13 protein-coding genes are annotated in these 19369 nt (G+C 58.2%); 2 read left to right on the top strand and 11 right to left on the bottom strand.

What is annotated here, in order from left to right; translation table 11 throughout:
- Nucleotides 1-31 precede the first annotated feature (31 nt).
- Entirely contained in the window at nucleotides 32-847 is an 816-nt protein-coding gene (locus PQQ86_RS36390; protein WP_408278445.1) for a VOC family protein, read from the top strand.
- A gap of 175 nt (nucleotides 848-1022) precedes the next feature.
- Here the strand turns inward: PQQ86_RS36390 and PQQ86_RS36385 are convergent, their stop codons facing one another.
- Together PQQ86_RS36385 and PQQ86_RS36380 are read right to left on the bottom strand one after the other, a co-directional pair.
- Nucleotides 1023-2945: an FUSC family protein gene (locus PQQ86_RS36385; RefSeq protein WP_408278442.1), complete on the bottom strand. Its 1923-nt coding sequence runs from the start codon at nucleotides 2943-2945 to the stop codon at nucleotides 1023-1025.
- A gap of 395 nt (nucleotides 2946-3340) precedes the next feature.
- Complete coding sequence (locus PQQ86_RS36380; RefSeq protein WP_408278439.1) at nucleotides 3341-4165, bottom strand: 2OG-Fe(II) oxygenase; 825 nt, start codon at nucleotides 4163-4165, stop codon at nucleotides 3341-3343.
- A 252-nt stretch (nucleotides 4166-4417) separates the two neighbouring features.
- Between PQQ86_RS36380 and PQQ86_RS36375 the strand changes: the two genes are divergently transcribed.
- Nucleotides 4418-5260 (top strand): HTD2 family dehydratase, encoded by an 843-nt coding sequence (locus tag PQQ86_RS36375; RefSeq protein ID WP_408278436.1) that lies wholly within the window; start codon nucleotides 4418-4420, stop codon nucleotides 5258-5260.
- Nucleotides 5261-5374: 114 nt separating this feature from the next.
- On the opposite strand, the gene tssM is transcribed toward PQQ86_RS36375, so the two are convergent.
- From tssM to PQQ86_RS36330, 9 genes are all read right to left on the bottom strand, one after another.
- Nucleotides 5375-9442 (bottom strand): type VI secretion system membrane subunit TssM, encoded by a 4068-nt coding sequence (tssM, locus tag PQQ86_RS36370; RefSeq protein WP_408278433.1) that lies wholly within the window; start codon nucleotides 9440-9442, stop codon nucleotides 5375-5377.
- 38 nt (nucleotides 9443-9480) lie between these two features.
- Nucleotides 9481-10737: a type VI secretion system protein TssL, long form gene (gene tssL / locus PQQ86_RS36365; protein WP_408278430.1), complete on the bottom strand. Its 1257-nt coding sequence runs from the start codon at nucleotides 10735-10737 to the stop codon at nucleotides 9481-9483.
- Nucleotides 10738-11159: 422 nt separating this feature from the next.
- Nucleotides 11160-12002 (bottom strand): lysozyme inhibitor LprI family protein, encoded by an 843-nt coding sequence (locus PQQ86_RS36360; RefSeq protein WP_408278427.1) that lies wholly within the window; start codon nucleotides 12000-12002, stop codon nucleotides 11160-11162.
- Nucleotides 12003-12022: 20 nt separating this feature from the next.
- Complete coding sequence (locus PQQ86_RS36355; RefSeq protein WP_408278425.1) at nucleotides 12023-13744, bottom strand: glycoside hydrolase family protein; 1722 nt, start codon at nucleotides 13742-13744, stop codon at nucleotides 12023-12025.
- A 27-nt stretch (nucleotides 13745-13771) separates the two neighbouring features.
- A complete protein-coding gene (locus PQQ86_RS36350; protein ID WP_408278422.1) occupies nucleotides 13772-16552 on the bottom strand; it encodes a type VI secretion system Vgr family protein in 2781 nt (926 codons plus the stop codon).
- A gap of 18 nt (nucleotides 16553-16570) precedes the next feature.
- A complete protein-coding gene (locus PQQ86_RS36345) occupies nucleotides 16571-16822 on the bottom strand; it encodes a PAAR domain-containing protein (protein ID WP_408278419.1) in 252 nt (83 codons plus the stop codon).
- A 78-nt stretch (nucleotides 16823-16900) separates the two neighbouring features.
- The gene (tssK, locus tag PQQ86_RS36340) at nucleotides 16901-18247 is read right to left on the bottom strand and encodes a type VI secretion system baseplate subunit TssK (protein ID WP_408278417.1); all 1347 of its coding nucleotides are present in this window, start codon (nucleotides 18245-18247) and stop codon (nucleotides 16901-16903) included.
- 13 nt (nucleotides 18248-18260) lie between these two features.
- Nucleotides 18261-18758 (bottom strand): type VI secretion system lipoprotein TssJ, encoded by a 498-nt coding sequence (tssJ, locus tag PQQ86_RS36335; RefSeq protein ID WP_408278414.1) that lies wholly within the window; start codon nucleotides 18756-18758, stop codon nucleotides 18261-18263.
- Between the two features lie 121 nt (nucleotides 18759-18879).
- Nucleotides 18880-19362: an Hcp family type VI secretion system effector gene (locus tag PQQ86_RS36330; protein ID WP_408278411.1), complete on the bottom strand. Its 483-nt coding sequence runs from the start codon at nucleotides 19360-19362 to the stop codon at nucleotides 18880-18882.
- Nucleotides 19363-19369: the final 7 nt, after the last annotated feature.

The following is a 19369-nucleotide window of genomic DNA, read 5'->3' as shown; positions in this document are numbered from 1 at the left end:
GATCATTCACAACATTCACGACTTTTGCGCCATGAGCCTTTTACTCGACCACATCGTCATTCGCGTCCACGACCTGACGCAGGCCATTGAAGATTTCACCGCGCTGGGTTTCACCGTGCAGCAAGGCGGTACACATGCCGATGGCGTGACGCATAACGCGTTGATCGGTTTCGCCGACGGCAGTTACATCGAGCTGATCGCCTTTTTGCAGGCGGCGCCGCAGCGTCGCTGGTGGGATGTGGGACAGCGTCACGGCGATGGATTTGTTGATTACGCGTTGTTGCCGTCGAGCGTGGGTGCTGTGATCGACGCCGCGCATGGACGCGGCTTGCAATATGACGGTCCGCAGGCGGGTGGGCGTGTGCGTCCGGATGGCGCGCGGCTCGAGTGGCAGACCGGCCGGCCGCAGACCAGCGATTTGCCGTTTCTGTGCGGGGATATCACGCCGCGTGATCTGCGCGTGGCAGAAGGCGCGGTGCGTGAACATGCGAACGGCGTGCGAGGGGTCGCGAGTTTGACGGTCGCTGTGGATGATCTGAAGGCGAGTTTGCAGCGGTATCGGGCGTTGCTTGGTATCGGTGAGGGGGAGACGCGGACGGTGGCTTTGCCAGGGCTAGGAGCGGTGTCGGCGACGGTGTGGGTTGGTGATACGTCGGTCGTGTTGCTGAGCCCCGTGCATGTTGATGCCGCGAGCGTTGCCACCGAAGGCGCTGCGTTGCGTCGACAACTCGCCACGCGTGGGGAAGGGGTGTTTGGTGTCGCTTTGCGCGCTGATGGCAAAGCGCAGCTGCGGGTGCTCGACCGAGATCGCACGCATGGCGCGTGGTTCGAGATCGCCGCGGGGTGAGGGGAACCGCCTTTCGGCGGGCAGCGTGCAGCGCTAAGGAAGTGAAGTGGATCAAGCAGTTGGCGCTGTTGTGGGGTTGTTATCCACAGGCTTGCGAACATTTTCTGTGGACAAGTTCACAACAGCCACCATCCCCTAACGCCGTGGACAAACAAAATCCAGATCCCGTCGCCGCTTACGCGCTTCTACCTCTAAGCGCCCAATTGAACACGCTCCGCGCTTTGGTAACCGGCTGCGTTAGCCGATCAAACAACTGGGCGACGGCTCCATCGAGTTGAGCGAGCGCTGGTGTCTTTGCCGGATCGACGTCAACGGCAGCAGTCACCGGCACGCGCTCGTCCAACTCGTCATGTGCAGAACTCGCCACCGCCGCTCCGCCACTATAGCGGGCGATCAACGAATCCAGCCGCGCAACGATCGATTCCACATGCGCAGCGCCAACATCCACTGCATTGAGCGACACATCTTCCAACGACGTGACTCGCCTTGAAGGATCACTCAGCACCCGAGCCCAGTGCAAGCAACACAGCAGCGAAGCGGTGGCAAGTTCAATGCCGGGATTCCACACCACCACCCGCTGTGTCTGCAGTGGTTTCAACGCGATCCGCAGATCATGCCAGGTACGATCGAGCTTGCGCATGACCGACGCCGTCTCGGGCGCTTGAGCAGTCGAGCCAGCTAGCCTCACCACTTCGCGCAGTGCGCCAAGCACAGCCCCAAGCCTCGTCTCTACGTGCCGGGTCGCCGCAAGTGGCATCATCAAAATCGCGACCGCAAACGACACGAGGCAACCGACCAGCACTTCTTCGATCCGCAGTTCAACCAGCGGTCCCATTGCGAAGCCCAACTCGCTGTAAACGAGCCCGACGAGCACGGTAATGAAAAACACCCCCGGCGCATACGCACTCAGGATGTAGTAAGCCCATCCGAATACACACAGCACCATCGTAGCCACGAGCAACACGGACGAGTCGTGCAGCGGCGCGACCAGCAACACGCTGACTAACGCGCCCGCCAGCGTTCCGGCGAGGCGCTGTGCGCCGCGGTAGACCGTGTCAGCGCGTGACCGCGTGCCGAGAAACACCACGAACGTCGTGATGACCGCCCAGAACCAGCGCTCGGGAGACAGCAAGTGGCCGATCAGCATCGCGAGAAAGGCCGCGGTTGTCGCGCGCGTGGCGGGCAGCCAGCAGAGTTTGGTGCGCAAATCGGCAAGCCATGACGCCGCGGACTGAGCACTCGTAGCGCCAGCCGATAAAGGCGAAGCGCCGCGCACATGGCCTTGATGCGCAATTTCCTTGAGCCGCACAATTGCGTGATGCAGCACGTCGGCGCTTGCATGGGCGCCGCCATGTGCAGGCGCTGAAGCAAAAGCATGCTGTCCCGCCGCGACTTCCATTTCGACGATTCGCTCACGAATCGTCTCGGCATCGGGCTGATTCAGCAACGCCAGTTGTTCTTCAAGCGAGAGCGCGGCTTCGTTCAAGGCTGACAGGTGCGCCGCGCTTGGTGCGGCGAGTACACGCGAGGCGCGCAACGTCACCGTGTGAATGGCAAGCCGGAAACTGGCAGTCGCCCGCATCGGCACGATCACGCGGCCGACCAGCGTGACCATCAGCGGGCCGAACGCTGATAGCAAGAGAGACTGCACAAGATGCAGGGAAGAAGGATGCAGATACAGCCCAAGGTAGAAGCACACCACGCCCAGCATCGCGCAACCCAGCGCACGCGGACCACAGGCCTGGACCAGCATGCCGACGAACGTCACAACCAGGAAGCCCGCATCTCCAGCGAGCGGATAACGGCTCAGTACGCTCGCTGCGGCAAAGCACAGGCAGGCGCAGAGATAAAGACAGAGCAGGGTGCCGAACCACGCAGGCCGCCGTGCATCGCGCACGAATAAGGGCGCCACCATCGCAAAGAGGATGCCGGGCGCGACGAGGGTAATCGGTTGGTGATGAAAGACGGTCCACGCGATACTGGCAATGCCGGTTAGCAGGCAGGCAAGCGCCACACGCAGCGCGGTATGGAGACGCACGAGTCCCGGGTCCGCAACCAGCAGGCGGTCGGCGACGCGCGAAAACGCGACAGCAATCATGATCGATGATATCCAGGCTAAATGGCCGCCACCGGCTTTTGGCCGATTGCGACAGGGCGGGCGTGCGAGCCTGCCACCTTCGTATCGTCGAATGGGGCTGCCGTGCCGGGATCACCGGCTGGAAGCCCCGTCCAACGACGGGCGATAACACTCGAACAGGCACGCCTGACGCGCTGCAAAGGGTGACGCAGCGCATCCGGCGGGTTCGGGTTTTCCCGGATGATACCTGGTCAAAAACACGGTTGTCGAATTTTTGCGGCGGCGCAGCAGTCCTGGAGCGCCGTGGACGGAGCTACGCGGCGCCCAGTGGCCGATACCGGATGGAGGGCGAGGCGCGACCGGTCCGCGGCTTGGCGGCGCGTCCCGCCTGGACGGGGGCATCGTGTGGAACGCAATCAGGTCGCGTCGTGGAAAATCACCCCGAGCGTGTACCGGTGACCCGACCGCAGGCGGCTCACGCCGTGCCGCAGATTCACCCGATACACGCCGCGTGTGCCCTGAACCGGCCGGTGGTGAACCGCAAACACCACCGCGTCGCCCTTGCCGAGCGGCACAACTTCCGTGCGTGTCTGCATCCTCGGACGCTGCTCCGTCATGACGAACTCACCTCCCGTGAAATCCTGGCCCGGCTCCGAGAGCAGAATCGCGACTTGAAGCGGGAACACGTGCTCGCCGTATAGATCCTGATGCAGGCAGTTGTAGTCGTCCTTGGCGTATTGAAGAATCAGGGGCGTCGGACGCAGCTGGCCGGCAGCATGACAGCGCTCGATAAATTCGCCGTGAGCGGCTGGATAGCGGACGCCGATATTCATCGCCTCGTTCCAGCGATTCGCGACCGGCGCGAGACGTGGATAAAGCTCGGCGCGTAACTCCGCGACCAGCTGTGGCAGCGGATACGCAAAGTACTTGTATTCGCCACGACCGAAACCATGCCGCGCCATCACGACGCGGCTTCGGTACAGATCGTCGCGCGGATAGTTTGCGCTCAGCGCGTCGCATTCCTGCGCACTGAGCAGATTGCGCAGCATTGCGCAGCCATACCCGTTCAGTTCTTCTTCGACATCGAACCAGTCGATCGCGTCCACACGCTGCGTAAGCGAGCCGGTGACGGTGTCTGGCTTCGGTGCTGCCGTGTGTTTCCGTTTGGGCTCGAACCCCAGCTCCAACTCCAGTTCCAACGCCGGCGACTGCGAGTGCAGATCCTTCGCGACCGTATTCATGAGCATTCTCCGTAAGGCGATTCATCGAACGATGACCGAGTGTAAGCACGCGCCCACGGCCACGCACTCCGACTCTTGCTCTCCAATTCCCGTATTGTTATGGCCGCGCCCCTGCAATCCGCCGCGTCGGCGTCCGGGGCGTCTTAAGCAAAAGCGAAGGCCCGGTTCGAAAATGCAAACTTCGCGAAACCTGCTGCAAGGGTTATCGTAAAACCCTATTTCGCCCGATCAGTGTGTTTGGAGACTTTGCCCATGTCTGCTTCCCTAGAGAAACTCGACGACTGGCTCAACAAGGAGACGGTGACCGAAGACGACATCACCGCCTTTCCTCTGACGGCAATGGCCGCCACCCTGGACCGCGAAGAAAGTGGCGATACGGTGCCACCACTCTGGCACTGGCTGTACTTTCTGCCGATCGCGCCGCTGTCCGAGGCCGGTCCTGATGGTCATCCGAAGCGCGGTGACTTTCTGCCGCCGGTGCCGTTGCCGCGCCGCATGTGGGCCGGTGGCCGCCTGACGTTCCATGCGCCGCTCAAAGTCGGTGAGCATGCGAAACGTACCTCGACCATCGCTAATATTGAAGACAAGACCGGCCGCTCGGGGCGCCTCGTGTTCGTGACGATGCAGCACGCGATCGAAGTTGACGGCGAATTGAGGCTCGAAGAAGAGCACGACATTGTCTATCGCGATGCGCCGCAAGAGGGCGCCCGACCACCGCAAGCGGCGCTCGCCCCCGAGGGCGAAACGTGGAGCCGTACGATCGATGCGGACGCCGTGATGTTGTTCCGCTATTCCGCGCTGACCTTCAATAGTCATCGCATTCACTACGACTACCCGTATGTGACCGAGGTGGAAGGCTATCCCGGGCTGATCGTGCATGGTCCGCTGATCGCGACGCTACTGGTCGATCTGGTACGCCGCGAACAGCTGGACGCGGTAGTGCAAAGCTTCGCGTACAAGGCGCTGCGGCCTACCTTCGCTGGTCAGGCTTTTACGGTATGCGGCAAACCTTCTGCCGACGGTAGGACCGTCGACCTGTGGGCCAAAGACCATGAAGGTTATTTGACCATGCGGGCTACGGCGGTGCTTGCTTGAACTCTGCGAGATTTGTTTGCGCGAACTACGCCGCAGGATTGGCTCAGGAGATCTGAGGGGCAATCATGAGACTAATGAACTGTTCTTCGACAACCTTGGCGGTCATTTCCCATGTCAATTCACAGCCCGGGTGACCGGCAACCCTGGCGGCAACCCCACCGGCGGCCCGCTATCCGGCAAACTGAACATCGCCATGGAACTGGGGCATTGAAACCCCCTCAACACATCGCCCGTCAGTGGATTGGCGACACTGCCCGCACTCGCAATATCGAGCACGGCCTTGCGTCCGTCGAAATCGAATTCAACGCGCGTGCGGCCACGAGTCGCTGTATTGATCAGCGTCCCTTTGCTTAGCAGACGCAATAGCGCCCACGGGCCGTCGGTCGAAATCGTTGAGGTATCGGGACGAATGCGCGGGTTCGCTGCAATTTCCGCATGCGCACCGCCGCGTGGCCCCGGCCACGTTATGGAGAACGGCCGGACGGGTCCATGCTGGTATTGCTCGCCCTGACCGTCGATATCGAGCACGAGTCCGGTGATCGTCGGGTCGAGTTCTGGGATGGTGATGTCGGCTTTCCAGGCTAGTTTCTTCTGGCCTGGATCCGTGAAAAACACATCCCGGATGGACTTCGCACGCTCGAACGGCGCCAGGCTTGGCCCCTGCACGGGCTCGGTTGCGCCAGCAAGCGTTTTATAGCGCCATGGTTTCGCCGACGTGTCCACGAACGGCGCCAGCGTCTTCACAAAGAAGTCGTCGATTACGCCGCCCTGCGCGAATACGCGCGTGAAATCATCGGTGCTCACGTCCTGTTTGCTTTCGGATGCAAACGGATAATTGCCGTCGACCGTCACCCGACACGCATCGCCTATCGTCGCCACCATTTGACGCGACAGCAGTTGACCAATGCCCTGATTGACTTCACGTGAACCCTGGATCGCCAGATCCTGTATGACTTCACGAAATGGCGCAGGCAACGTGTCTGCAGTCAACTTGAGTTTCACCGCGGCGTCGCTGGCGGGAGGCATGCTGTTGTTGGTCAGCGCATTGTCGGCGACCGTCAATACCGTGTAGTAGTTGTTCAACTGGCTTGTGAGGCCATCGAGTTGTGGCGGGCCGCTCGGTGCTATCGGCTGAGCACCTGTCTGCGCAGAAGTTTGCACGTCGCCGCTGCCTGTCACTACCTCGCGCAACGCTGCAAAGTGATCGTCGACCATTTCACGCTCCAGACGCTCCTCGGCGCGGATGCCCAGCGTCTGATCGGTCTTCTGTCCCAGTTGCCCCGCGGCCTTCTGCAGGAATGACTTGTCGTCGCCAGTCGATGCGTGGGTCAGCGTCGTTTCCCTGACCGCCGCACGTGCGAGCCTTGACAGAGGCGAGTCAGGCGCCGCGAAGCTGCGCAACACCTGCAGGTTGAACGCGAGACTGGTCCCTGTCACCGTTCGGATACTCGACAAGAACGTGTCCCAACGTTGCGCGTACTCCATCAGATATTGCCGGCGAATTTCTCCGGTAAGCGGATCGTCAGTCGCGCCGGCTCTGCTCACAATTTCAGACGTTTTTTTTTGAGGATCGCCGAGCAAGCTGCGGCCCATCACCCATGCATCGTCGTCGCGCGCCAACTGGACGAATTCCGGCAACCGTTTGTCGAACAGGTTTCGATAACCATCGTAGGTAAAGAGGCCTGGGACGCCGCGTGAAAGCGGTTCACCGTTAACTCGCGTGAAGACCGTGCCCGCCTGTGGCCCGACCGCGCGCAGCAGCGTGAACTCCTCGGGTGCCTCTTTCTGCATGGCCGCCTTAGCCCGTTCATAGAGGCGCTGGGTTGCATTGTTCGTGTCGAGAAACGCGCGGGCTTGCTGGATCAACGAGTCGTTCCTGACGAACGGTGACTGCACGACGCGCTCTCCGGAGAAGAGTTGCGTGACGTGTTCGACCATTGAAGCACGTCCACCGAATATCGAGGCGCTGTCCGTTCGTGCCCAGTCGGACAGTACCCATGCCTTGACTTCGTCGGCGTTGTACTTTGCCTTGTCCTGCAACATCAGATACGCGCGCAAGGTCTGGTAGGCGGTGTTGGCATCTTTGCCGGTAATTGCTTTCGAGAGCACCGCCTCCGTGCGGCGCACGATTTGGGGCAGAAGCAGATTGTCTTCTAGCGCGTCATAGGTATGACGGCTTTCGGCCGCCACGTTCGTGCCTGTAAAAAGGCCGTAGCGATACGCACTGTCTGGCGCCGACAGATCAAGTCCAGGATACGTGGCGAGATAGCGGGCATCGGTGAGTGTATCGGGCACGGCTTCCGGCTTCGGGGCCTTGTAAAGCTGTGTGAGCTTCGCCGATAGCGTCTGAGCCTTGTGTGAAATGGCATCTAGATAGGTGCGGTTGTTTGCGAGGCTTACCCACACTCCGCTGGCAAGCCATGCAAACGTCAGTAGCGCAAGCGCGTGACCGACCATACGAAGGAGCCGGAAACGGAATTCCCAGCGCAGGTTCGGCCGCACCAGATGTGCTTCGCGGAATACGACCTTCGTCAGTAGGTCCTGCAGAAAGTAACTTAGGTGACCGGATGTGGCTGGCTTCTGAGACGCGGACACGCGCGCAAGCGCATTCCAGAGACGCTGCACGATCGTTTGTTGTTCGGCAACGATTGTGCTGTCCGCTTGGGTCGCGCTGGTGAAATAAACGCCGCGCAGTGTTGTATGAAGCTGGGTCGCGTCATAGCGCGAGTCGAGAAATACACTATCGATCAGTTCACCCAGTGGGTGGACAAGCGCTGCGAATTCCTCGTTCAGCGCAGCCAGTCTCCTGCGTTTCTGTGTGTCGTACTCGTCTTGCAAACGCATATTCAAGCCATCCGCAAGGCGCATGGCGAGCAACCCCAGTTCGGACATGCAACGTGCACGCAGTCCTTCCTTTGCGATGGTTTCCTTTCCGTATGGTAGCGTGAAGCCCCACGTTTGCGAGCGGCCTTCGGCTGTCAGCGAGCCAAAGTACTCGCTAAAACCGCACAGGCGGTCCATCTTTGTGATCACGAGATAGACGGGGAAGCGGATGCCCAGTTCGGTGCGCAGTTCCGCCAGTCGTGCACGCAACGCTGCAGCTTCAGCGAGGCGGGCATGCTCGTCCTCGCTGGTCAGTTCGGCGAGATCGACCGTCAGTATTGCGCCGTTGATGGGCGTACGGGGACGTTCTTTGCGCAACAGTGCGAGGAAGCCGAGCCATTCGGCGCTGTCGGCTTCGCGAGCGAGGTCAGCCGGATTAACGGGGCCTGTTTTGCCGGTCCCCTTCGGGGGTTGATTGCCGGTGTGGTTCGGGGAGACGGGTTCCGGACCGGCGTTTGCATCGCCTGTGGCATCGGTCTTAATGTCACCCGTGCTGACGTCGGCCTCAACCGGCGCCGCCGCTTCGCTACCCGTGTGAGTCATGTCATGGCGTGTGTACCGTCCTGCTGTGTCGATCAGCACGGCGTCGTTGGTCAGCCACCAGTCAACCTGTTCGGTACTGCTATCTCTACCCAATCTGCCGACAGCCTGCTGCATCTGTTCCGCAACGGGAAAAGCCAGTCCGGCATTCAGCATCGCTGTGGTCTTGCCACTGCCTTTCGAACCGAGCGCGATATACCACGGTAGTTCATACAGATAGCGCTTGCCCTGGAACAGGCGGCCGAGTCCGCGTGCGCTGGTGCGCATCGACTTCAAACGCTCCAGCGCGCTATTGACGATCCGGCTCACTTCTCTTAGTTGCTCGGCGGCGGGCGATTGTTCCTGCTTGCCACCAAATTCCAGCAACCGCGACAAGAACTGCTCGTCCGTACGCATCCGGTTCCATAGGCGGAAGATCCAGTAGATCGCGAACACGCCGAGCACAATTGCAATCGCAATCGCGCGCGACGACTCCGGTTCGAACGGCTGCGCGTGTCCCAGAGTGAGCAACGGCGCGGCATACCAGATCAGCAGGCATAGCAGCGTCACAAAGACAATGCTCGTCGACCAGCCTGCCAGCCACAACAGCAACCCGGCCAGCAGCATGGCGATTGTCAGAACCCGCATGCCGATGCTGGCAAGCGGCTTGATGCCGCCGAAGCCGACAAGCGGCCCGACAAACCAGATCACCAGACCGACGACGATAAGCGCGATCAAAGCCAGAAACTGTCGCGACACCAGAAACGATAACTTCTTCATTCTCAAATCCCGAAAGCCTACGATTCCGCCCTGGGCGGTCATTCTGCGACGTTGATCTCGACGCGGCGGTTCTGCGCGCGCCCTTGGAACGTCTTGTTATCTGCGATCGGTGCTGCATCACCCTTGCCGATCGCTTCGAGTCGGTTGGCAGGAACGCCTGCGTCCTGGAGCAACTGCATCACCTGCGTGGCGCGTTCTTCCGACAACGCCTGGTTCGAGTTGAACGTGCGGCTACGAATCGGCGTGTTGTCGGTGTGACCGATGACAGTGACCTTGCCCGGCACCTTGACGACTTCGGCGGCAATCTTGTTGATGAGCGGCTGCATTGATGTGTTGACGGTCGCCCTGCCGGCTATGAACATGTCGTCGCCATGGAATGTCACCGCGCTGTGGCGATCGTCTTCGTCGACGTTGACTTTGCCGGCCGCAATTTCGTCCTTAAGCAGTTCTTTCAGATGGAGGATCGGCGGTGCGGGAGGCGGTGTTATGCGGGCGATGTCCGAGATCTGTTTTTGCACGGCGGTGCTGAGCGTCATCAGATCGTACTTCGCGTAACCGAACATTGCGAGCAGGATCAGTGACAGCAAGACCGCGGTGATCCAGGCTGGAAAGTCGTAGAGCGGCCGACTACGGCCTCGCGTATCGCCTTCCCAGTGAGGCGAGAGCGCGGGCGGTACAGGGCCGCGCTGTGCCGTGATTTCGCTGTAAAGACGCTGACGGACAGTGTCGTGTTTGCGATGGCCGTCTGTTTCATAGCGATAGCGGCCGAGGAACCCGAGGCTCAGAATGCGATAGATCACTTCGAGAAGATCGATGTGTTCTTTTGGTTCGGTCATGAGACGGCCGATCAGCAGGTAGATCTTGTCGCCGCCTTTGCGGTCCTCGTGGAAAGTCGAGGCGAGGCCGGTTGTGATCCATTCGACACCACTGTCGCCGGCTTTCCCCCACGTTGTCTGCATGGCTGCTTCGTCGAGCGCTGTGCATAGGCAATAGCTTGCGCCGAGCATGTGGTCGCGGCGGATGTTGGTTTGGTCGCAGAGCTTGTGGAAGGTTCGGACTTCTTGCTCGAGTAGTGAGCGGAGTTCAGGGATGGCGTCCGCCTCCAGGTACTCGGGCATGTCGGCTAATGCACGCAACAGGGGGCGGGCCGCTTCTAGGAGCGGGTTCGTCGCGCGCTCAATTGCGGACAGACGAACATGGAACTCGGTCGCCGGCGACGCCGGGCGCTGCTTTCGTCCATGTAGTAATGGGGAAGGCACGTCTCGCGTGTTGACTTCACTCGTTTGACTGATCATTTAAAAGATTTCGATTGTGAGTTTCGCGGGATAAGGTCACGTGGTCACGTGTGGGCGCGACCACATATAACGAGACGCTGAACCTATCCGGGAGGAACGGCGAGTAACTCGGACAGCACCACTCGACCGCTCCCCTCCGCCTCGTTGCGGCAGGCGACAACTAGTCTGCTGGTCATTCAGGGCATGCAGCGCAACCTTCTCGCAGCCATCGCCGCTGTACACGCCAACGGGTACTGGCCGACTGTCTGCTGCGCGGAGTCGTTCAAAACGTCCGCCAGCAGCGGACGACTTGGGCGACGGATTTAAGCCATACAGACAGCCCGTCCTGGCCCCTGCAGAATGGCACCCGCGCGTTATCCGATGGGTCCTTCCGGCAATGACAACGCTCTTAAGGACCGTGTCCGCTGACGAATACGCGAAGACTAGTCACTTTCCTGATACGGTTCTTCCGCGGGATAGGACGGAAATTCATCCGATATTTGTCCTTTTATGTATTGAATTCTCGCCTTGTACGCTGCAGATAGGCATTCAACTGTCGTGCATTTATTTCGCTCATGAGAAAGCCAGTAAGTCTGATTTACTCTGACAGGATCCTGATAGGAAATTTCCCTCGAGTGTCTCATCTGCATACCTACAAACCCACGATTTACGATGGCGTCGAGCTTCAAAAGGTCAGGGTTCCCGCAAATCAGATGCTCTACGCTTGTTCTCGCCTTGCTGCAATCGAAGCTTTCGGTCGGATCCCTGAAAGGGTCCGTCATCTGTTTAAATAAATAAACATAAGGCAAATCCACCAAAATCAGTTCATTATTGGACGCATGCATCGTTGCGGGGCCTGGAGCATCAATGCAATTTGGCGACTTACTGGGCGAATTTAGTCGGCCAATCAAATAAAATGAATTCCAGTCTTTGGAGTTTGTGTGAAATTTATCTTCAAGGAATCGATCTAGCTGTTTGCGATTGTCGAAAATTCCATTTTCGTAAAAATCGATGGGCCATTTATCGGCGGAAAGATTTTCGGAAATTGAAATTGAGCATGCGCCGGATGACGTTCCATAGTGATGGAATATAATATGCCCGTTCCCGATTTCGATTGTGCTGGACGCAGACAAATTGATTGGAAGGGCTAGCTTCGGTGTTGCGCTCAAGTTAGCCTTATTGATGGGGGCCATACCGACCAACGTGTAAATATCCTTGGCCCATACATCAGAGCAGAGCAGAAAAAGAAGTGCGTAAAATATGAAGATAATTTTCGTGCGTATCATTGTTTTGTTATCCTCGCGTGTTAGTGATTGGAGTTGTAAACATATTGGCAAAATATGTCGTACTCTCTTTGACGTCTTGTTTTGTTTTCAATATCGAGAAATTCCTTGGGGGCACCCGTATAGTCGCAGCCATTCAGCTTTTGACAGAGTTTTGGCGCTACCTTCGCTATATGGCCTACATTGAATGCCAGCGAGACCAAGGCGTCGAATTCGTGTTGGTAAAGAGGGGCGGAAATGGCTTCTCGAACATAGCATTCGTGGATTGCAACATCAATGTCGAATAGGTCCTGCGCCTTGTCTAAGGGTATTTTGCTGGATTTGGCGACGAACCCCAAAGTGTCGCAGCTTTTTCTTGCCACTAAATGGCCCCAACCAACGGTGCAATATCCCTTGCTGTCGTCGTAGTAATATGTATTTTCCTTTTTGTCATCGTAGAAAACACCTTCCCATCCTTTGATAAACTCTTTGCCTTTTTGCGAAGCCTTGAGTTGAGTAATGGAAATTCTACTTCCCGTCACTGAAAGAGGCAGGGCGTCTAGAAAGGTTGCTCGATATCCCTCCTGTAGGAAGACAAGAGAATCAGTCAAGTCAGAGCGCCGCTGGTAATCTCCGGGCAACGATGTTCCATTCAAAATAGAACTTGAAGAAAATCCTTTTTCACCTGAATATGATTCAAAATGGAGCATTGAGACATTCGCATTGCCAACCACGCGGAGAGGCGTCCCATTGGCGTGCATAAGGACCCCACTTTTTGCGATCACGTCCCCCTGATTAACTCGATCATTTATTTTTACATTGATGGACGGGGGATGGACTTCACCGTACAAGGCGATAAATTCACGACCATCCATCGTCTTGTGATGGATACTGATTTGATCCGTTCCGCAGTAAAAATTTTCGCATTTAATAACAATGCCAGGAGCAATTGCTACAATTTCGGTATATTTTTCGAGATACAAATCACGTCCAGCATGTTTTCTGTGGCCGCCTTCCCGCCTTGCGCCATACCGGGCTTGATTATGCCCGCCGCTGTCAAGCGGTTTGGACCACGTGTAGTTGCAACCTTCAGAACCATATATGGCACCTTCGTCATTCAAAGGACGAACCCTGACCGGAAAAATAATTGGAGCGGGTCCGTTGCGGGGCGTCGTAGTAGGCGCGCCACTGGCATTCTTATCCTTCTCCGTCTGCGGCGGGTGACCTTTGGGCACCGGCTTTTTGGGCACGGGCGTGGAGGACTTCCGTGATTCGACGGGCGGAACCTTGAGAACCTGTCCGATTTTGATGAGATCGGACGCCAGATGGTTGACATGCTTGAGCAGATCGACACTGGTGTGATATTTCCTGGCAATGCCTGTGAGGGTATCGTGAGATTTGACCCGGTAAGTACCGCGCCAGTAATCGCCGCTGGCCGGATCATCCACCTTGGTATGCGTCTCATGGAGAGATTTCGGGCTGGTGAGGCGAAAGCTGATCTCTTCCAGACTTGCATTGACCCGCGCGATTTCCTTCATGCTCTCCTCAGTCCAACGCTTGACATGAACGGAGAGGTCTTCGCCTTTCTGCACGGAAAACTGAATGAGCCCTTTGGCGTCAGTCATGGCTGCGTGATAGACCGTATCGGCCTTGTTCTGAATACCTTTGATTTCGACTTTGAGGTTCCGGATAGGTTGTCCAAAGCGATCCTTGAGATAGACCGTGACGACGGAACGTGAACTGTTCAGGTTGCAGGAGATAGCCATGGTTTTTTGGGGCAGTCGGAAAGAGCGTTAAGCACTGAGATTGGCGTAGTGATACTCGTCGTGGTCGCTGGACGAAGAGTCTTTGACGCTGTTGCGCCGATCACCTTCGTCGCGCCCTTCGACATCGACCAGCCATCCGCCCTGCGTGCCAACAAGAATCTGAATTTTTTCGGATTGTTCCGTGTAGAAGCGATGGGTTCGCCCATCCTCGTCAAGCGTTCCTGCGTGAACGACATCACCATTCTCTCGGCGAGCAACGTACTCGACGTGCTCGAAATTCTTCAACCAAAAGACGTCGTAGACGTCGAGCCGGTTGCTAAACGCTTTCGGCATGTCTGGAACAGCAGACACGGGTAACGTTTTGGGTCCGCCGGTATTGTGATCATCGGCATACGCCATCCACCTTGCCGGTGTGCCATGTTCGATCCCTGCACCATTGATCCTGATATAGCTGCCTCGGGCATTCAGCAGGATTTCCTCAGCAGCGGTGATTTCGATTTTCTTCTTTGCGCTGATCAGCTTGAGTACCTGATTGGCAATAATCTCCACGTTGTCGGATTGCGCTTGAATCTCGACTTTGCCCGACGCTGCTATTAGTCTCATTCCGAGCCGCTGCACAAATAAGGAGATAGCCGTCCTGACGCTTGCGAATAACGCGCCGCCCGTCGCGATGCCAACGTGAGCGCCAGTCGTCAGCGCGAGATTTTCTCCGCTCGCAATGTGAGTGCTTTGCGCCGTGGTGGATTCGATACCAGCCGGACTGGCAATGATCACGTGCGGCTCCGAAAGCTCGGCGAACGCGTTGCCGTCCGCTGTAGCGCTACCGCGTATCGCGGCGTTCTGCGCCTGGATCGTTCTTGCGACGTCGCGCTGATCGGCGCCGGTTTGCTGGGCATTATGTTGTTGCGCGAGTCTTACCAACTCTTCGTGTTGTTCGCCTGCCTGTTTCAGACGCTGTGCCGTCTCGCCCATGTCCTTGGCGGGAGCCTGCGCGCCGAGGCGAGTCTCAGTGGTAATCAGTACGCCCCGATTGGCCCGTAAGACGCCCCACGAATCAGTTGCGAGCTCCCATCCTTCGCCACGTTCTTCCGCTCGTCCCGCATCGCCGTGAATCCGCGTGTTGTAACCTAGTACCAGTCGCGATTGCGCGTAATCACTCGTTACCTGCACCTGCAACTTGCCGGTCGTGTCGTCTGCTACTATGCTATTGGACATCCCGCCGTTGACTTCGTGAGTAAGCGTGCCGGATAGCGCCTGGTTATCAGGAAGCCTCCACGGTGGCTGATTGAACTGGTTGACCATTCGGTCCGAGACATACGGCTTGTCTGGGTCGCCCTCGTGATAGCTGACCGTGACCTCCTGTCCGATTCTCGGAATGTAGATCGACCCGAACCCCGCTCCCTGCCACGGCGAGGACACGCGCACCCAGCAGCTTGAATTGTGGTCGTGGTTGCCCTGGCGATCCCACACGAACTGGACCTTGATACGTGCGTAACCGTCGACCCACATCACCTGATCGTCGGGACCCACGACAACCGCTGTTTCTGGACTGCAGAGGGGTTTCTTCGCCTTTTGCCCGTTTTTGAAAAATGTGTTGGCAGGTTGGACCACAAAGTTTGTGACGCATTGGTACTGGGCATCTTCGCCGGGCCGGCGGCTTGTCTCATCGACATTGCGGAGGTCGATCTGTGTCGAAACCACCAGATACTCAGCATTGGTTTTTTCTAGCGGAAACCCCTGTAGCGTGAACGTCCGTCCGGTCACAAGTCCGCGTAGGTTGCCTGTGCCGCGCGCGCGCAGGCTTCGGCAGCGCATCGCATCCACGCGTACGCGCGCCAGGTGTTCGGCCTCCCGTTGATAATCGTTGGGTTCGCCCGACAGACCCATCGTGCCGGCAAGCGGTTGGGAATAGTCGCCCCAACCGTAATGCTCTGCGTTGGTGAACGCGATGTCGCTGTGCTCAGCCTGTACGGCGCCTAAGCGCGCACGCGAGCGGGTAGGGTCGTAGTCAACCAAGCTGACCGAGCCGGCCGTTAGTTCGCGCGAAACCTCCAGCTTGTGAATGTGTTCTTCATCGATGTGCTTGCCGTCCGGCGCATGGTAGGAAATGGTTGCATACGCTTCGCCGTGGGGCCGGTGCGAGCCTGGAGAATCGCACAACACCAGCGTCGCGCCGTCCATGAAAAAATACAGTCCCCATTCGCGCCAGAGCATTGAGAGAAACACGAAGTCGCTCTGCCAGAACTGTCGGACGTAATCACGTTTCGGATATCCTCCAGTGAGCCCGGGTGCAGCCAGACGTAATTCATAGAGAAACGGATAACGTCTTTCTTTGAGGATTGACTCCGTTATTTCGACCACATTCTGGTTCTGGAAAATGCGGTTTTCACGGTTACGCGTGGCTAGCCACAGCCACGGACGCACAGTGAACCGGTAGTACACATGTCGGTCATCTGCGCCCGTGCAGCGTACCTCAGTAACGAGACCGGTAATTTCACGCGTACCCGCACCCAAATTGGCGCTACCTGAAAGACCTGGCAGCCCCGAAACAAACGTGCCCTTACCCTCGAACTCAATCGACACCGTGACTTCCCTGCCGACCAACGCATCGTGCGAAACGAGTTCTTTCGCACGCCAGACACCAAGTGTCGGGTCATCGATCGTTGTCAGGTCCAGCGTATACTCGTAAAGCTTGCCGAGCTTTTCCTTGCCCGATAGGCGCAAGACAGCAAGAACAGGGACGCCGCCCCAAGTGGGCAAGGCCACTCCCGTGATAACCAGCGTGCGGCGCTGCAGAGGTTTGAACATGATTCCTCCCGGAAACCGTCAAACGGCGATCAACGTCGCGCCACAACCCGTCTTGTCGCCGATGTACGCGACGCGGATACCTCGGTGTGTACGCTTCCCAGTGGCAACAATCGGGAATACGTCACCGCACTTTGGACACTCGACCCTATGTCCATCGAGTGCGACTCGAATGCCGATATGTTTGAGGTCAGATGCAGCGTCGATCACTCTGCCGCCGTGATCCGTCGTATCACCCAAGCGGGTCATCGGTCGTCCCGGTTCGTCTTTCATCGCGTTCTCCTGTCCGTGCTGCGTTAATCGAAATGCGATCTGCCCGCGTGAACGGGTGATCGGCGCCTGCGTACGCCGTTACCCCCGCACGCCCCACAACTCCAGCTTCAACGACGGAAAGTCTCCCGCCACATGCAGCGCCAGCCCACCGTGCCGTGCCACCTCGTCCCACAGCGGCCCGCTGCGCGTGAACTCGTAATAGACGTAGCCCGCATTGAACGGAATCTGCCGCGGCGGCACCGGTAGCGCCTGTAGCGAGATACCTGGCAGATGTGAGCGCACCAGATCCGGCAGCCGTTCGGACGGCCCGGCCTTCGCTTGCGCAAGGAATTGCTGTTGCAGGACATCCGGCGGCATTTGCGCGTGCACGGCGAGCACCACGGCGGTGAAACGCCGCATGTCGGCTGGGTCCACCACCGCATTGCGCATGCCGTGTGCGCGCTCCTGAAGCGAAATGCTTTGGGCGCTCCGCACGAGCACCGCATTCAGCAGCCGGTGGGTATCGTCGACCACCGGCTTGACGCAAAGATGGGGCGCGACGTGCTGATACGCTGGGTGAGAATCAAGCGGGCGCCGCGTTTCCGTGCGCACATAGGTCGACAGTTCACCCGCCATGCCCAGCAGCAGCGAGTAAAGGTCGACGGGCGACGTAGTCGGCACGCGCCTTAAATGCTGCAGCAAGGGCTCATAGCGGTTCAACGTCTGCAGGAGCAGATAGTCGGAAACTTCGGATGCTGTTCCGGCTTGTCCATCACTACCGGTCAGCCGCTGCGCAAGCGCATTGGCCCGCAAACGGGTGAGGTCGTGAATCTTCGCAAGCCAGCTCGTCAGCAGAGCGCTCGCGCCATAACCATTGACTGGTGGAATCAACGTGTCGTCGAGTTCGATGCTGCCGTCAGCACGAATCGTCTTCACACGTGTGAGCGCGAGACCGATCCATGCATCCGTCAGCTCCTTTTCCGGCACGAGCCGCAATCGCAGATTCGACAACTGCACCGTCTTCGGCCCCTGCGCGATTGAGTTCGTATCGCGCAGTTCCGTATCGAAAGCCGCATAACGAGCGAGCGAATCTGCCGTATTGTCGAACGTCATCTCTTCGGCGTTTGGCACGCGGATCGGCACGGCAAGATAGATCAGTTGCTCCAGATGCTCGGGCCGTATCGTGAGTGGCGCCGGCGGAGGTGTACTCCCGGGCGTGTCGAACGGCGTGCCGTCCGCAAACACACCCCCCGCCGATTTGACGATGACCTTGCCCAGCACCAGCGCTTCGCTCTCGATGCTGTATTGACTGAAACCAAAGAAGAACGGGGATAGTGGGGCGACGCGCTTGTGCGCGAAGTGCTCAAAGTATCGTTCCTGTTGTTGAAACAGTTGCGGGCGCAGAAACAGCCCTTCGCTCCAGACGACCTTGTTATGCCAGCTCATGGGGTAGGTTCCGCTACTTCCTTTCGGTGATCTTGATCGCATCCGCGCCAAGATCGATGTTCAGTTTTATCTTGTTGCCGCTCCGATACCATGTGGCAACGGGTGCGAGTGGTAACTCATACGTCACGCGCCACACCGCGTTCGGCAGATCGCGGTACGCAGCGAGAATGCCGATCACGGTTGTAGCCGGATCGGATTTGCGCCGGATGGCTTTCGTGTCGCCCGGGCGCAGCAGGAATTCGTCGCGTACAGTCAGGTCTTCGGAGAGAACTGTCTTGTCTTTGTCCTGCAACGAAAAAAAGTCTTCTGACTTGAACGTGCTGTCGTTTTTGAGTTCGTATACCCGCACGACGATCGGCGCGGGCCGCCGCTTGTCGTCCGGATTCACGTCTTTCGCTGCCACGATCGACAGGTCAAGACGGGTCGGCTCTTTCGACGTATGGGGATCGGGGCTGTTGCTCGTGCACGCACCCAGCATGACGACCAGTCCGCATGCGATGTGTTTGCGCATGACGGGTGCGATAGCGAGTTTGAACAGACGCATAAGACCTGAAACAGAAATGTTGAAAGATGAGCGTGGTAGTGCCACGCCCACCGGATGCGCTACGTTCCGGCGAAATTCCCGAAGCCGCTTACGCCTCCTTGTTGCCCTTGATGTCGTAGCTTGCCGTCACTGCGCCACCGCTGCCGCCTTGCTGGTTCTGCACCACGTATTCCTGCTTGACCTTCGCGAACGACAGGCTGACTGTCTCGCGCATTCCGAGGTCATTGTTAGTGCCCGACGGCGCCACGCCGGTGACGATCACGTCCGACATCGTCAGCTTGAGGTATTCGAGCGGGTTGCCGCCGGCCTTGCGCACGACGAGCACGGCCTCGTTGATGTGCTTCCCAGTCAGGCAATACTTCATCAGATTCGGACTCGCGCGATCTACGAGGTGATCGAAGGTCAGATCTTCGACGGTGGCCTTACCGGCACCGCCGCCGCTGCCTGCATGCATCGTCGATTCCTGATGGATGTTCCAGTTCCACTTCAGCACTTCGACTTCGTTCTTGTGCGAGGTGTCCTGCGACTCACCGTCGATCCCGTTGATCTTCAGAAAAATGTCCTGTGCCACTTGTTCA

Origin of the sequence: Paraburkholderia sediminicola (genome assembly GCF_046026675.1) — a bacterium.
Lineage (GTDB): Bacteria > Pseudomonadota > Gammaproteobacteria > Burkholderiales > Burkholderiaceae > Paraburkholderia > Paraburkholderia sediminicola_F.
Note: the sequence above shows the minus strand (reverse complement) of the source record. Positions and strands in the feature narration are given on the sequence as shown.

Coding starts and splice junctions, on each gene's coding strand:
- PQQ86_RS36390 (WP_408278445.1), top strand. CDS start 32: ATGAGCCTTTTACTCGACCACATCGTCATTCGCGTCCACGACCTGACG.
- PQQ86_RS36385 (WP_408278442.1), bottom strand. CDS start 2,945: ATGATTGCTGTCGCGTTTTCGCGCGTCGCCGACCGCCTGCTGGTTGCG.
- PQQ86_RS36380 (WP_408278439.1), bottom strand. CDS start 4,165: ATGAATACGGTCGCGAAGGATCTGCACTCGCAGTCGCCGGCGTTGGAA.
- PQQ86_RS36375 (WP_408278436.1), top strand. CDS start 4,418: ATGTCTGCTTCCCTAGAGAAACTCGACGACTGGCTCAACAAGGAGACG.
- tssM (WP_408278433.1), bottom strand. CDS start 9,442: ATGAAGAAGTTATCGTTTCTGGTGTCGCGACAGTTTCTGGCTTTGATC.
- tssL (WP_408278430.1), bottom strand. CDS start 10,737: ATGATCAGTCAAACGAGTGAAGTCAACACGCGAGACGTGCCTTCCCCA.
- PQQ86_RS36360 (WP_408278427.1), bottom strand. CDS start 12,002: ATGATACGCACGAAAATTATCTTCATATTTTACGCACTTCTTTTTCTG.
- PQQ86_RS36355 (WP_408278425.1), bottom strand. CDS start 13,744: ATGGCTATCTCCTGCAACCTGAACAGTTCACGTTCCGTCGTCACGGTC.
- PQQ86_RS36350 (WP_408278422.1), bottom strand. CDS start 16,552: ATGTTCAAACCTCTGCAGCGCCGCACGCTGGTTATCACGGGAGTGGCC.
- PQQ86_RS36345 (WP_408278419.1), bottom strand. CDS start 16,822: ATGAAAGACGAACCGGGACGACCGATGACCCGCTTGGGTGATACGACG.
- tssK (WP_408278417.1), bottom strand. CDS start 18,247: ATGAGCTGGCATAACAAGGTCGTCTGGAGCGAAGGGCTGTTTCTGCGC.
- tssJ (WP_408278414.1), bottom strand. CDS start 18,758: ATGCGCAAACACATCGCATGCGGACTGGTCGTCATGCTGGGTGCGTGC.